Origin of the sequence: Streptomyces sp. NPDC014656 (assembly GCF_043084305.1) — a bacterium.
GTDB lineage: Bacteria > Actinomycetota > Actinomycetes > Streptomycetales > Streptomycetaceae > Streptomyces.
In genome coordinates this window covers 168402-180627 of record NZ_JBIBZN010000001.1, presented here as the reverse complement: position 1 = coordinate 180627, position 12226 = coordinate 168402, and the positions used below count along the sequence as shown (strand labels likewise).

12 protein-coding genes are annotated in these 12226 nt (G+C 77.3%); 4 read left to right on the top strand and 8 right to left on the bottom strand.

The window, feature by feature from the left end; all coding sequences use genetic code 11:
- Window positions 1–58 precede the first annotated feature (58 nt).
- On the top strand, window positions 59–865 hold the full coding sequence (locus ACF1ED_RS00875; RefSeq protein ID WP_391756225.1) for a helix-turn-helix domain-containing protein: 807 nt from the start codon (window positions 59–61) through the stop codon (window positions 863–865).
- A gap of 7 nt (window positions 866–872) precedes the next feature.
- Here ACF1ED_RS00875 and ACF1ED_RS00870 read toward each other — a convergent pair whose 3' ends face one another.
- The 6 genes from ACF1ED_RS00870 to ACF1ED_RS00845 all read right to left on the bottom strand — a co-directional run bounded on the left by ACF1ED_RS00870 (window position 873) and on the right by ACF1ED_RS00845 (window position 6870).
- Window positions 873–1289: a hypothetical protein gene (locus ACF1ED_RS00870; protein WP_391756224.1), complete on the bottom strand. Its 417-nt coding sequence runs from the start codon at window positions 1287–1289 to the stop codon at window positions 873–875.
- A gap of 217 nt (window positions 1290–1506) precedes the next feature.
- Window positions 1507–3402, bottom strand: coding sequence for an alpha/beta hydrolase (locus ACF1ED_RS00865; RefSeq protein ID WP_391756223.1), 1896 nt, complete (start codon window positions 3400–3402; stop codon window positions 1507–1509).
- A gap of 117 nt (window positions 3403–3519) precedes the next feature.
- On the bottom strand, window positions 3520–3684 hold the full coding sequence (locus ACF1ED_RS00860) for a hypothetical protein (RefSeq protein ID WP_391756222.1): 165 nt from the start codon (window positions 3682–3684) through the stop codon (window positions 3520–3522).
- Window positions 3685–3739: 55 nt separating this feature from the next.
- Window positions 3740–4114, bottom strand: a complete 375-nt coding sequence (locus ACF1ED_RS00855; protein WP_391756221.1) for a hypothetical protein — start codon at window positions 4112–4114, stop codon at window positions 3740–3742.
- A gap of 92 nt (window positions 4115–4206) precedes the next feature.
- Window positions 4207–6357: a phage holin family protein gene (locus ACF1ED_RS00850; RefSeq protein ID WP_391756220.1), complete on the bottom strand. Its 2151-nt coding sequence runs from the start codon at window positions 6355–6357 to the stop codon at window positions 4207–4209.
- Between the two features lie 108 nt (window positions 6358–6465).
- Window positions 6466–6870 carry a hypothetical protein gene (locus ACF1ED_RS00845; protein ID WP_391756219.1) on the bottom strand — a complete coding sequence of 135 codons (405 nt, stop codon included), beginning with the start codon at window positions 6868–6870 and terminating at the stop codon, window positions 6466–6468.
- A 90-nt stretch (window positions 6871–6960) separates the two neighbouring features.
- Between ACF1ED_RS00845 and ACF1ED_RS00840 the strand changes: the two genes are divergently transcribed.
- Together ACF1ED_RS00840 and ACF1ED_RS00835 are read left to right on the top strand one after the other, a co-directional pair.
- The gene (locus ACF1ED_RS00840; RefSeq protein WP_391756218.1) at window positions 6961–7740 is read left to right on the top strand and encodes an MBL fold metallo-hydrolase; all 780 of its coding nucleotides are present in this window, start codon (window positions 6961–6963) and stop codon (window positions 7738–7740) included.
- On the top strand, window positions 7737–8387 hold the full coding sequence (locus ACF1ED_RS00835) for a DedA family protein (RefSeq protein ID WP_391756217.1): 651 nt from the start codon (window positions 7737–7739) through the stop codon (window positions 8385–8387). Before ACF1ED_RS00840 ends, ACF1ED_RS00835 begins: the two co-directional genes overlap by 4 nt.
- Here ACF1ED_RS00835 and ACF1ED_RS00830 read toward each other — a convergent pair.
- The gene (locus ACF1ED_RS00830; RefSeq protein ID WP_391756216.1) at window positions 8367–9407 is read right to left on the bottom strand and encodes an MBL fold metallo-hydrolase; all 1041 of its coding nucleotides are present in this window, start codon (window positions 9405–9407) and stop codon (window positions 8367–8369) included. The genes ACF1ED_RS00835 and ACF1ED_RS00830 overlap by 21 nt on opposite strands.
- Complete coding sequence (locus ACF1ED_RS00825) at window positions 9404–10669, bottom strand: aminotransferase class I/II-fold pyridoxal phosphate-dependent enzyme (protein WP_391756215.1); 1266 nt, start codon at window positions 10667–10669, stop codon at window positions 9404–9406. The genes ACF1ED_RS00830 and ACF1ED_RS00825 overlap by 4 nt, the downstream gene beginning before the upstream one ends.
- Before the next feature lie 714 nt (window positions 10670–11383).
- On the opposite strand from ACF1ED_RS00825, the gene ACF1ED_RS00820 reads away from it, so the two are divergent.
- Window positions 11384–12217: a methyltransferase domain-containing protein gene (locus tag ACF1ED_RS00820; protein ID WP_391756214.1), complete on the top strand. Its 834-nt coding sequence runs from the start codon at window positions 11384–11386 to the stop codon at window positions 12215–12217.
- Window positions 12218–12226 lie beyond the last annotated feature (9 nt).

Here is a 12226-nt window from a genome sequence, read left to right as displayed (position 1 = left end):
CGGACGTCGCTCCCCGGGGGAACGTACCCGGGTCACCCCTCTGGGATACCGTCTGCGCATGACAACGGTGGTGAGCGACACGGGCGTCGGGCCTCTGCTGCGCGGCTGGCGCGAGCGGCGACGGCTCAGCCAGCTGGAGCTGGCGCTGCGCGCGGACTCCTCCGCGCGGCACATCTCCTTCGTCGAGACGGGCCGCTCGCGTCCGAGCGAGGAGATGGTCCTCAGGCTCGCCGAGCACCTGGACGTGCCGGTGCGGGACCGCAACGTGCTGCTCCTGGCGGCGGGTTACGCGCCCCGCTACGCGGAGTCGACGCTCGACGCGCCGGAGCTGGAGACGCTCAGGGACGGCATCGCGCGGCTGCTCCAGGGGTACGAGCCGTATCCGGCGCTCGTGGTGGACGGCTCGTACACGGTGGTGGCGGCCAACCGGGCGATCGCGCTGATGCTCGACGGGCTGCCGGAGCACTTGCTGACGCCTCCGATGAACGTCATGCGGATCACCCTGCACCCGGAGGGCCTGGCGCCCCGGATCCGCAACCTGCGGGAGTGGCGGGGGCACCTGCTGGCCCAGATGGAGCGTCAGATCGCCTTCGCCCGCTCGGACGCGCTGCGCGCGGTGTACGAGGAGGTGGCGGCGTATCCGCTGCCGGAGCCGTCCGGTGAGCGGGACGCCGAGGACCCGGAGCCGTATCCGTACTTCGCGCTGCCGCTGCGGATCGAGCACGACGGACGGGTGCTGTCCTTCGTGTCGTCGATTTCGACCTTCAACACGCCGATGGACGTGACCGTCGCCGAGCTGGCCATCGAGACGCTGCTCCCGGCCGACCCGGCGACGGTGGAGTACCTGCGCTCCCTGGGCGACTGACGCCTCCTCAGCGGCCGGCGGCGCGCAGCGCCGACCACTGGAGGAAGGCGAAGCCGGCGACGGTGCCGGCCTGCATCGGGGTCCAGACGAGTCCGGCGGTGGTCGGGTCCAGCCAGGCGGTGAGGGCGACCAGGCTGAGGACGGCCCACAGCAGGTTGGCGTCCACGACGAGCTTCACGGCGAGCGCCGGGGGCTGCGGGCGGCTCGCCAGCAGGGCGACTCCGGCGGCGAAGGCCGTGAGGAAGAGGCCGAGTCCGAGGAGCAGGGCGGAGTCCACGCCGAGGAGTTCGCCGAGCGGACCGGAGGCGAGGAGGTAGGCGAGTCCGTTGGCCCCGGTGACGGCGGCGTCGAGGGCGAGGAACCGGCGGACCATGGACTGCGGCTGGGTGGTGCGGGCGAGACCGGCGAGCAGGGCCTGGGACATGACGGATCACCCTCCAGAAGGGGTCGTGTCTACGGTGGGGACCCGGCGCCCGGGCGGAGTGCGCCGCCCGGGTTCCGGTGTTCTGAGCTTGCCTCCCGGGGCCGGTGCGGGTCGATTACCCGGGAGGTCATGCCGGAGTCCGGGCGGGGGGCCCGCGCGGGGCGGCGGGGCGGGGGCTCCGGCGCCCGTGGAGGCGCGGGAGGGGGGCGACGGGCCGTCAGTAGGCGGCGCGGCGGTGGCCGATGTAGGCGCGCAGCCGGGTGGTGTCGGCTTCGGTCCAGCCCTCGGGCGGGACGACGGCGGCCCAGCCGTCGACGGCCCCGGCGCCGTAGCGGTGCCCGTGCGGGGCGTCGACGCCGTACGAGACGGCCATGTCGACCGAGGTCTGCCAGAAGGTGACGAAGGGGAACCAGCGGATCTCGGGCGTGATGTCCGGGCCGAGGGGGCGGGAGAGCCAGGCCGGCCGGTCGAGGAGGAGGTCGGGCGACCACCAGACGACGGGGTCGGAGGCGTTCTGGAGGTAGACCACGCGGGGGTGCCGCCAGGCGGCGGTGGGGCGGGCGAGGTCGGCGGCCGGGAACTGGCCGAAGCGGACGTGGGCGCCGTCGTCGTAGGCGGGGCGCCAGACGGGGCTGCCCGGGTCGCGGTCGCGGCGGAGCTCGCGGGAGATCGGCGAGAAGTCGGGCGGGCCCATGAGGAGGGCGCCGTCGGTGCCGGCGAGGAGGGCGTCGACGGTGCCGAAGGAGGCTTCGACGGCGTAGGCGCCGAGGCTCTCGCCGGTGACGACGAGCCGGGGCCTGCGGTCTTCGGGCAGCGCGTCGAGGCGGGCCCGGACGGCGTCGAGGAGGGCGCGGGTGGCCTGTCCGGCCTTCTCCTTGTCGACGAGGAAGGAGACCCAGCTCGGCAGGTACGAGTACTGGACGGCGACGATCGCGGTGTCGCCCCGGTACATGTGCTCCAGGGCCTCGGCGACGTTCGGGTCGACCCAGCCGGTGCCGGTGGTGCCGGCGACGGCGAGGACGGCCCGGTCGAAGGCTCCGGTGCGGTCGAGTTCGCGCACGGCGAGGGCGGCCTGGGCGGCGAAGGGACGGTCGTCGGCGAAGGCGACGGGCGGGGTGGAGGGCACGTAGACCCGGACGGGGTCGCGGGAGGGGCGGCCGCTCCAGGCGGTGAGCGCGGCCCGGGTGGGGGTGGAGCCGGTGAAGTTGCGGCCCTCGTAGCCGAGGGAGTCCCAGCCGAGGAGGGAGCCGGGGCCGCCGGAGACGAAGCGGGAGACGGGGCGCTCGATGCCCGCCTTGGTGCCGCCGTTGGTGGCGGCGGCGATGCGGTCGGCGACGTCGACGATCCCCCGGTCGTAGACGAGGTCGCGGACGCCGACGAGGACGGCGAGGGCGGTGAGCAGCGCGCCGGTGGCGTAGGCGACGGGCCGGGGCAGCAGCCGGCCGAGCAGCCGGATCAGGGTGACGGCGCCGAGGCGCACGAGCCGGGCCAGGAGCAGGGCGAGGGCGAGGAGCGCGAGGGCGATCAGTGCGATCATCGGGGTGTGCCAGGTCAGCGAGGGCGGCAGGTCCTGGAGGACCCTCAGCCGGCGCTGCATCCGGGCGGACTCGGAGATGAGCCAGACGCTCGCGAACGGGGCGAGCAGCCAGTACGCCTGCCAGCAGCGGGTGCGGAACCCCTCCCCCGGGTGCCGGGGGACGACGGTCCGGAAGAGCCAGGCGAGGGTGGAGCCGAGGGCGTAGCCGATGGCGGCGGTGATGCCGCCGACGATGCCCTGTAGGTACCAGGGGCGGGGCACCAGCGAGGGGCTGAGGCTCGACCAGAAGAAGACGGTGGCCAGGCAGAGCGCGGTGAGGTCGGGCCACCGCCGGACCCGGTACGCGGGGTCCGGGCGGTCCCGGTAGGGGCGCCGCGCGAAGGAGAGGCACCGGCCGGCGGCACGGCGGGCGAGGACGACGAGGACGGCGGGGACGCGAGGCCCTGGGCCCGGGCCGAGGTCCGCGCCGGGATCCTCGCCGGGGCCCGGGCCGGGGCCCGGGCCGGGGTCCGCGCCGGGGTCCGCGCCGGGGTCCGGGGACCGAGCGGGCTGGGGGGTCCGGTCGGCCGAGGTCATCCGGACAGCGTGGTACGGACAAGCGGGCGGCCGCAAACGGGATTCCCCGGCGACCGGACGGATCCGGCCGCCCGGCGGGAGCGGGGCGGCCGGATCCGGTGGCCGGCGGACCGTCCGTCAGCGGGCCCGGGGCTCGCGGCGCGGGCCGGGGCCGACGGGGGCGGGCGCCGGCGCCGCGGCCGGTTCGGGGGCCGGAGCGGACGGGTGCTCGGCGGCGCGGCGGGACCGGGCGGCCTCGGCGCGCAGCAGGGCCTGGAGGACGGCGTACGGGTCGGTGGGCATGGCGGTGCTCCTCGCGGGGTGCGGGGCGGGTGGGGGCTGCTGGAGGCGGGGCCCGTCAGCAGCGCATCACCACCCGCCGGGGCGAGGACGGGCGCGGCACGGGTACGGGGGCGGGGGCGGCGGCCCCGGGGGCGCGGCGGGACCGGTGGGGGCGCGGGGACGCCGGGACGGGCCGGACGCGGGTCCGGCGGCGCCGGGCGCGGCCGGGGAGGCCCGCCTCGGCGGGGCCCGGTTCGTGGGTCTCGCCGGCCGGGTCCGGGGCGGCGGGCGCGGCGGCCGGCCGGGGTTCGGCACCGGCGGGGCCGCCCGCCCCGCCGAGGGCGGCGAGGACCATCAGTGCGCCGCAGAGCAGGGCGAGGAGCCGCCGGAGGCGCGCCGTGCGGCCCGCCGGGGTGGCGGGCGCGCGGGACGGCCGGGGTGCGGGGCTCACGGTGATCCGTACTGCCCCGCCGGGCCGTCCGGCGCTCCGTCCGGGCGGGAGAACCGCCCTCCTGGACTACGCCTCCGGGGGCCGGTTCACCGTCACGGGGGTCCGGGCGCCGCGGGCCGGGCCGCTTCGGGAGCCGTCTCCGGGGCCGTCTCCGGGGCCGTCTCCGGGGCCGTCTCCGGGGCGAGCGGCACCTGCGGGCCGTCGCCCTCGCGCAGCCAGCGCCGCAGCACCCGGTGCACGTGCTCGGCGCCCACCAGCTCCTCCCCCTCCGCGACCGGCGGCGACAGCTCCGGCGGGGAGAGCAGGAAGGGGCGGGACTGCTCGCCGCCGAGGCCGCCGTGCGAGCCGATCTGCTCCTCGAAGGCGTGCACGGTGCCGGTCGCCGGGTCGTACATCGAGTTGACCATCACGTCGGCGACGTGCGGGAAGCCGTCGGTGCGCCGGACCGCGTCCGCCGCGCCCCGGCCGAAGACGGCCAGCGGCCCGTCGTCGGCCAGCTCCGCCACCGGCACCTCCACGCCGTCCCGGCCCATCACCACCGAGCCGTGCTCGGCGCTCGCCACCAGCAGGAAGCCGATCCCCGGATGCTGGGCGAGGGTCCGCAGCAGCGCCGGGTGGCGCCGGTCGATCTCCTCCCTCGTCATCCGGTGCGGCACGTCCGGGAAGGAGATCAGGCCGAGGTTGCCCGAGGCGAGGACGACCGGCTCGGAGGGCCGGGCGGGCAGCTCGCGCCGCGTCTCCTCACCGGTCTCCACCGGCCGGTGCAGGGCGCTGCGCAGCGCGTCCCTGGCCGCGTCCCTGGCCTCCGCGCCGCTGCGGGTCCGGCCGACCCGCCGGGACACCGGCAGCCCGCAGCCCGCCCGCACCAGGTCCTTCAGCGTCAGCCCGTACGCGCCGGCGAAGGTCTCCCCCGGGCTCTGCCCGTGGTCGGAGAGGAGCACGATCCGGTACGGCCTCGGGGCGTGCTCGGCGACCCGGGCGACCAGCCCGAGCGAGCGGTCCAGCCGGCGCAGCACCTGGTCGGTGTCCCGGCCGCGGGGGCCCGAGTGGTGCGCCACCTCGTCGTAGGCCACCAGGTCGGCGTAGACGGCGGTACGGCCCGCCAGCATGTCGCCCATCACCGCCGCGACCACCACGTCCCGCTCGACCACCGTCGCGAAGGCCCGCACGAAGGGGTACGTGCCGCCGCGCCGGATCCGGGGCGTCTCGCGGCGCAGCCGGGCCCGGGTGGACTGCGCCAGCTCGCGCACGACCTCGTTGACGAGCGAGCCGGCGGTGCGCACCGCGTTGGCCGGGTCGGCGAAGTACGCGACGTAGCCGGCGCGCGAGCGGTTGCGGCGGCCCCGGCGCGCCGCCACGGTCAGCACCAGCGCCACCTGGTCGGCGCCGCCGCTGAAGAGGTTGCCCCGGGAGGCGCCGTCCAGGCTGAGCAGCCCGCCGTCGCCGGTGCGGCGCACCGCCCGGCGCTGGAGCTCCACCGCGCTCGCCGGCCGGTTGGAGACCATGAGCCGGCCGGTGTCCTTCTCGTACCAGCGGAAGGCGGGCACGTCCTCGTTGGTGCCGTGCAGGATGCCGAGCTGGCTGGCTCCGGTCTGGCTCGACCAGTCCGTCCGCCACGGGGTGAGCCGGTGCCCGGCGTCCAGCCAGCCCGCCACCGTCGGCATCAGTCCGTCGGCCACGGCCCGGCGCAGCGCCTCGTGGCCGACGCCGTCGAGCTGGACGAAGACGGTGCCGGGGGCGGGCGCCGGGACGGAGCGGGGGTCGCGGGGGCTGGTGCGGCCCGTCTGCCGGTACAGCCGGCGGCGGTAGGCCTCGTCGTCGCGCACGGCGAGCGCGGTGGAGGTGGCGGACGCGACCGCGGACATCACGGCCGCGACGACGACGGCGGTCTCGGGGTCGGCGGCGCCCCGCCCGTCCGGGATCAGCCAGAGCGCGAGGAGCAGCAGCGAGCCGTTGAGGAAGAACACCAGCAGGCCGAGGACGAGCGCCGGGACCAGCAGGAAGGCGCGGACGACGAGCGGCCAGACGAGGGCGGTCAGCAGGCCGAAGGCGCCGGCGGCCCAGGCGGCGGTCAGGGCGGTGCGGGTGAAGCTGTCGCCGCCGGGGGACTGCAGCTGGAAGTCCGGCAGCAGTCCCGCGAGCACGAGCAGGGTGAGCGTCGAGACGCCCCACACGCTGAGCACCCGCACCGCCGTCCGTCCCGCGCCCCGCCACCGCCGGTCGCGCCCTCGCCCGTCGCCCACGCCGCCCGCACCTTCCGCCCAAACGTCCCCCCACCCTGACATACCTCCCCACCCGGGGCGTCCCCCAGTGGTGCGGCCGGGCGCGGATCGCGGAGCGGGGGCGGGGGGTCAGGTGCCGTCGTAGCCGGCGGTGGGCATGGAGAGGCGGCGGTGGACGGCGGCCCTGGCGGCGGAGTCGTAGCGCGGCGGCGCCGCGTCGGCCGTCTCGACGCGCACGCCGCGCCGCGCGCACTCCGCCCGGAAGCCCGGCACCGAGGTGAGCGCCCGGGCCAGGACGTGCTCGTTCGCCGCGACGAAGACGTCGACCGCGCCGGACTCGACGTCGGCCCAGAGCTCGTCGTGGTCGGGCCGGACGCCGTAGAAGAGGAGCTGGCGGGCGAGGACGTACCCGCGTTCGACCGCCCAGCGGGCGCACACCGCGTGCTGGCCGCGCGTGTCGACGAGGAAGGGGTCGGAATCGAGTTCTTCGAGCGGGGTGAGGCTGGCGATCGCCGCGACCCGGACGTCGTTCATGGGCCGACCCTACTGCCCCGCGGAGCCGCACGGGAGGGCCGCCGGGCCTCTACCCTCGTGAGGGAGCGCGGATCGCGAGGGAAGGGCGGCATGCCGGTGGAGGTCACCTGGTGGGGGCACGCGACCTGCACGGTCGAGGACTCCGGGGTCCGGTTCCTCACCGATCCGCTGTTCGCCCGGCGCCTCGCGCACCTGCGCCGCCGCCGCGGCGCCCCGCCGCCGCCCGAGGCCGCGGTCGCGGAGGCGGTCCTCGTCTCGCACCTGCACTCCGACCACCTGCACCTGCCGTCGCTGGCCCGGCTCGCGCCGGGGACCCGGCTCCTGGTGCCGTCCGGCGCGCCCGACGCGGTGCCGGGGCTGCGCCGGCTGGCCGCGGCGGGGCTGCGGCTGACGGAGGTGTCGCCCGGCGACGAGGTGGTGGTGGAGGGCGTGACGGTGCGGGCCGTACCGGCCCTGCACGACGGCCGGCGGCTGCCGTTCGGCCCGCACCGCTCCCCCGCGCTCGGCTATGTGGTCGAGGGCGAGGCGCGGACCTACTTCGCCGGGGACACCGGGCTCTTCGACGGCATGGCGGAGGCGGTCGGGCCGGTGGACGTGGCGCTGCTGCCGGTGGGCGGCTGGGGCCCGTTCCTGGGACAGGGGCACCTGGACGCGGGGCGCGCGGCGGAGGCGCTGGCGGAGCTGTCGCCCGCGGCGGCGGTGCCGGTGCACTACGGGACGTACTGGCCGATCGGCATGGACGGGGTCCGGCCGCACGAGTTCCACGCGCCGGGCGACGAGTTCGCGCGGCAGGCGGCGCGGCTGGCGCCGAAGGTGGCGGTGCACCGGCCGGCGCACGGCGAGCGGGTGCGGCCCGAGGTCGCCCGGTGAGCGGTGGGCTGCTGGCCGCGGTGCGGGACCTGCCGCCGGAGTCGACGCAGCAGGCGGTGGGGTACCCCTCGCTGTTCCTGCTGGTGTCGCTGGGCGCGCTGGTGCCGGTGGTGCCGACGGGGGCGATCGTCAGCTCGGCGGCGGTGGTGGCCTTTCACCAGTCGTCGCCGTTCTCGCTGCTCTACGTCTTCCTGGTCGCCTCGGCCGCCGCCTTCCTCGGCGATCTGGCGCTCTACTGGCTGGGGCAGCGCGGGGTCCGGTCGCGGAACGGCTCGCGCTGGCTGGCGGCGCTGCGCTCGCGGGTGACGCCGGACCGGCTGGCGCACGCGCAGGAGCGGCTCGACAGCCACCAGGTGTCGGTGCTGGTGCTGTCCCGGCTGGTGCCGGCCGGGCGGATCCCGGTGATGCTGGCGTGTCTGCTGGCCCGGATGCCGCTGCGCCGGTTCGCGCGGGGCGACGCGGCGGCGTGCCTGGCCTGGGCGGCGACGTACCAGCTGATCGGGATCCTGGGCGGTTCGCTCTTCCCGGAGCCCTGGCAGGGCGTGGTGGCGGCGGTGGGCCTGACGCTGCTGGTCAGCGCGGTTCCGGTGCTGTGGCGGCGGATCCGGGGCGGCGGGCGCGACGCGCTACGGCACGAGGACGCGTGACCCGCCGACCGGGAGGTCCCACAGGTCCTCGCGGGGAAGTCCGGCGCGGGCCCAGGCGGCCCGGACCCGGGTGAGGGGTTCGAGGACGGGTTCGGAGGAGAGGACGAAGGTGGCCCAGTGCATGGGGGCCATCCGGCGGGCGCCCAGGTCCTGGTGGGCCTGGACGGCCTCCTCGGGGTCGGTGTGGACGTCGCTGAGCCACCAGCGCGGGTCGTAGGCGCCGATGGGCAGGAGCGCCAGGTCGATGCCGGGGTGGCGGCGGCCGATCTCGGCGAACCAGTGGCCGTATCCGGTGTCCCCCGCGAAGTAGACGCGGTGGCCGGCGGTGTCGGTGAGCACCCAGCCGCCCCACAGGGAGCGGCAGGTGTCCAGCAGGGTCCGCTTGGACCAGTGGTGGGCGGGGACGAAGTCGAAGCGGACGCCGCCGAGTTCGGCCGCCTCCCACCAGTCGAGCTCGGTGACCCGGGTGAAGCCGCGCCGGACGAACCAGCGGCCGAGGCCGGCCGGGACGAGGACCGGCGTGGCGCGCGGGAGGCGGCGGAGGGTGGGGGCGTCGAGGTGGTCGAAGTGGTTGTGGCTGATGACGACGGCGTCGACCGGCGGCACGTCCTCCCAGCGGACGCCGACCGGGGTGAGCCGGGCGGGGGTGCCGAAGATGCGCCGGGACCAGACCGGGTCGGTGAGGACGGTGAGGCCGCCGACGCGGACGATCCAGCTGGCGTGCCCGGCCCAGGTGACGGCGACGGTGCCGGGGCCGGCGGGCGGCAGCGGGCCGGGCTCGAACGGCAGCAGCGGCACGTCCCGCAGGCCCTCGGGCCGGGGGCGTACGGCTCCTTCGCGGGCGAACCGGGCGAGGGCGCGGACGCCGGGCAGGGGCGCGGTGAGCCGGTCGGCGAAGGTGCGGGGCCAGTCCGCGCGCAGCCGGCCGAGGGGCTGGAGCACGGAGGTGGGGAGCGCGGCGGGCGAGGCCCGGTGCGGGGCCCCGGCGGCCGGGGCGGGGCGGGCCGTCCGTTCGGTCATCTGCGGGCTCCGTTCTGCGCGGTGGGGTCGGCGAGTTCGTCGAGGGCGGCGGTCAGCCCGCCCAGGGCCCGTACCGCCTGCGGCAGTTCCTCGGGGACGCGGGCGGCGAGCGTCTCGGCACGTTCGGACGGGCCGGCGCCGAGCAGCGGGCCGGTGTCGAGGCGGAACCGGAGGGCGCCGAGTTCGTCGCCGAAGCGGTGGCCGCCGGGGACGGGCCGGCCGAGGCGGGCGGTGAGGTGCTGCTCCAGTTCCAGGGAGTCGGTGACGCCGTGGGCGGTGAGTCCGGCGCGGAGCGGCCCGAGGTCGGCGTAGAGGTGGCGGCCGGCCCTCGGGGGCCGGGCGAGGGCGCCCGCGGCGAGGACGGCGCGGTACGCGGCGGCGGCGAGCCGGCCGTGGACGGCGGCGGCGCGCAGGGCAGGGACGAGGACGTCCTCGGGTTCGTCGAGGGCGTGGGCGACGGCGGCGGCGACGGGGGCGGGGAGCACGGCGCCGAGGGCGGTGAGGACGTCGAGGGCGCGGGCCCGGGGGTCGCCGTAGCGGTCGGCGCGGGCGGCGCCGGTGGGCGGGAAGCGGGCGATGGCGCAGGGCCAGGAGGCGGGGACGAGCCCGCCGCCGGCGAGGTCGGCGAGGACGGTGACGTCGTCGGGGCACATCTCGGCGGGGCTGACCAGGACGGTGTCCCGGGGATGGTGGAGGGTGTCGCGCCAGGTCTCGTCGCTGATCACGTGGAGGCCCTCGGCGACGGCGGCCTCGCAGCTCTCGCGGACGAGTTCGGGCGGGGCGACGGTGGCGGTGGGGTCGTCGGCGACGGAGAGGAGCAGGACGCGGGGGTCGCCGCCCTCGGCGCGGACCCGGCGGACGGTCTCCAGGAGGGCGTACGGGTCGGGGACGCCACCGGCCTCGGGGGTGGTGGGCACGTGGTAGGCGGGCCGGCCGAGGAGCCGGATCTGCGGGGTCCACCAGGCGGGGCAGGGGCGGGGCAGCAGCACGTCGCCGCCGTGGGCGGCGAGGAGGGCGAGGAGCAGGGCGGGGGCGCCGGGGGCCACGAGGGCGTCCTCGGCGTGGCCGCGCAGGCCGCGGCGCCACCAGTACCCGGCGGCCGCCTCGCGGGTGACGGGTCCGCCGCCGGGCGGTTCGGGATCGGTCCGGCCGGCGGCGGCCGCGAGGAGCGCGGCGAGCCCCGGGGGAACGGGGCGGCCGCTCCCGGGCGCCGGGGGGGCGTAGCGCACCGGGCCGCGGCCTTCCGGAGCCGTCTCCCGCATGTCCCGTACCTCCTGAGCGCGCGGGGCACCGGGCACGGCGTCCCCGTGCCCTTTATAGGCGCTCCTGCCCGCTGTCGCGCTTTTAAATGACGGTGACCGGGTGACGGACGACGGCGTCGAGGAGGTGGCCCCGGGCGGGGCGGACGGCCCGGCCGGGGCGGACGTTCCCGGCGGCGCCGGTGGTACGGGAGAGGGGGCGGCGGACCCGGTCGTGGTCGGTGCCGCCGGAGGCGTACGGGGTGTCCGGGCCGCGCGGCGGCGGGCCGACGGCGCCGGGGGGTCCGGGCGGTGCCGGAGACGGCCCGGCCCTGCCGGGCGGTGCGGGGGCCGCGGGCGCCGCCGGCGCGTCCGACGAGGGCCGTCCGGGTGACGGAGGGCGGGTCGCGGAGGTCCCCGTGGCTGCCGCAGGCGCGGCGGCGGGACGGGAAGAAGCGCGGCGGCCCGGTTCCCCCATGGTCCGGGCCGCCCCGCTGGTACGCGCCCCCGTTGCGCGTCCCCCCGCACGGAAAGATATAGAAGTCCTTTCTAGAAACCAACTTCAATCCGGAACCTTTCCGGATCACCTCGCCGCTCCCCCCTCGAACTCCTCTCCGCCGACCGCCCGTTCACGCGCCCCCTCACGCCCCCTTCGTCCACATGACGAGACGTCGGTCTCACGATCCGGCGAATGGCCCTACCGTGGAACCACGCACCCACACCGAGGGAGTCGGTTCCATGACGCACGCCTCCGAGCAGTCCAAGGCCCACGAGACCGCCGTCTACACCCACGGCCACCACGAGTCGGTCCTCCGCTCGCACAGCTGGCGCACCGCCGCCAACTCGGCGGCCTACCTGCTGGACGAACTGCGCCCCGGACTCGACGTGCTGGACGTCGGCTGCGGACCCGGCACCATCACCGCCGACCTGGCCGCCCTGGTCGCCCCGGGCCGGGTCACCGGCGTCGACACCGCCGAGGACGTCCTGGACAAGGCGCGCGCGGCCGCCGCCGAACGGGGCCTGGAAGGCGTGGAGTTCCAGGTGGCGGACGTCCACGCCCTGGACTTCCCCGACGACTCCTTCGACGTCGTCCACGCCCACCAGGTGCTCCAGCACGTGGGCGACCCGGTCCAGGCGCTGCGGGAGATGCGCCGCGTCTGCCGGCCGGGCGGGATCGTAGCGGCCCGCGACAGCGACTACGGCGCCTTCACCTGGTACCCCGCGAGCCCGGAGCTGGACGGCTGGCTGGACCTCTACCGCCGGGTGGCACGGGCCAACGGCGGCGAACCGGACGCCGGGCGGCGGCTGTTCGCCTGGGCCCGGCAGGCCGGCTTCACCGACGTGACGACCACGGCGACCGCCTGGTGCTTCGCCACCCCCGACGAGCGGGCCTGGTGGAGCGGCCTGTGGGCGGACCGCACGACGGCCTCCTCCTACGCGGACCTGGCCGTCCTGGGCGGCCACGCCACCCGCGCCGAACTGGAGGGGATCAGCGCGGCCTGGCGCGAGTGGGGCACCCGCGAGGACGCCTGGTTCATGGTCCCGCACGGCGAGATCCTGTGCCGGGCGTGACCCCGGCCC

What these genes read in the sequence shown, in the direction of transcription:
- ACF1ED_RS00875 (WP_391756225.1), top strand. Translation starts at nt 59, where the DNA reads ATGACAACGGTGGTGAGCGACACGGGCGTCGGGCCTCTGCTGCGCGGC.
- ACF1ED_RS00870 (WP_391756224.1), bottom strand. Translation starts at nt 1,289, where the DNA reads ATGTCCCAGGCCCTGCTCGCCGGTCTCGCCCGCACCACCCAGCCGCAG.
- ACF1ED_RS00865 (WP_391756223.1), bottom strand. Translation starts at nt 3,402, where the DNA reads ATGACCTCGGCCGACCGGACCCCCCAGCCCGCTCGGTCCCCGGACCCC.
- ACF1ED_RS00860 (WP_391756222.1), bottom strand. Translation starts at nt 3,684, where the DNA reads ATGCCCACCGACCCGTACGCCGTCCTCCAGGCCCTGCTGCGCGCCGAG.
- ACF1ED_RS00845 (WP_391756219.1), bottom strand. Translation starts at nt 6,870, where the DNA reads ATGAACGACGTCCGGGTCGCGGCGATCGCCAGCCTCACCCCGCTCGAA.
- ACF1ED_RS00840 (WP_391756218.1), top strand. Translation starts at nt 6,961, where the DNA reads ATGCCGGTGGAGGTCACCTGGTGGGGGCACGCGACCTGCACGGTCGAG.
- ACF1ED_RS00830 (WP_391756216.1), bottom strand. Translation starts at nt 9,407, where the DNA reads ATGACCGAACGGACGGCCCGCCCCGCCCCGGCCGCCGGGGCCCCGCAC.
- ACF1ED_RS00825 (WP_391756215.1), bottom strand. Translation starts at nt 10,669, where the DNA reads ATGCGGGAGACGGCTCCGGAAGGCCGCGGCCCGGTGCGCTACGCCCCC.
- ACF1ED_RS00820 (WP_391756214.1), top strand. Translation starts at nt 11,384, where the DNA reads ATGACGCACGCCTCCGAGCAGTCCAAGGCCCACGAGACCGCCGTCTAC.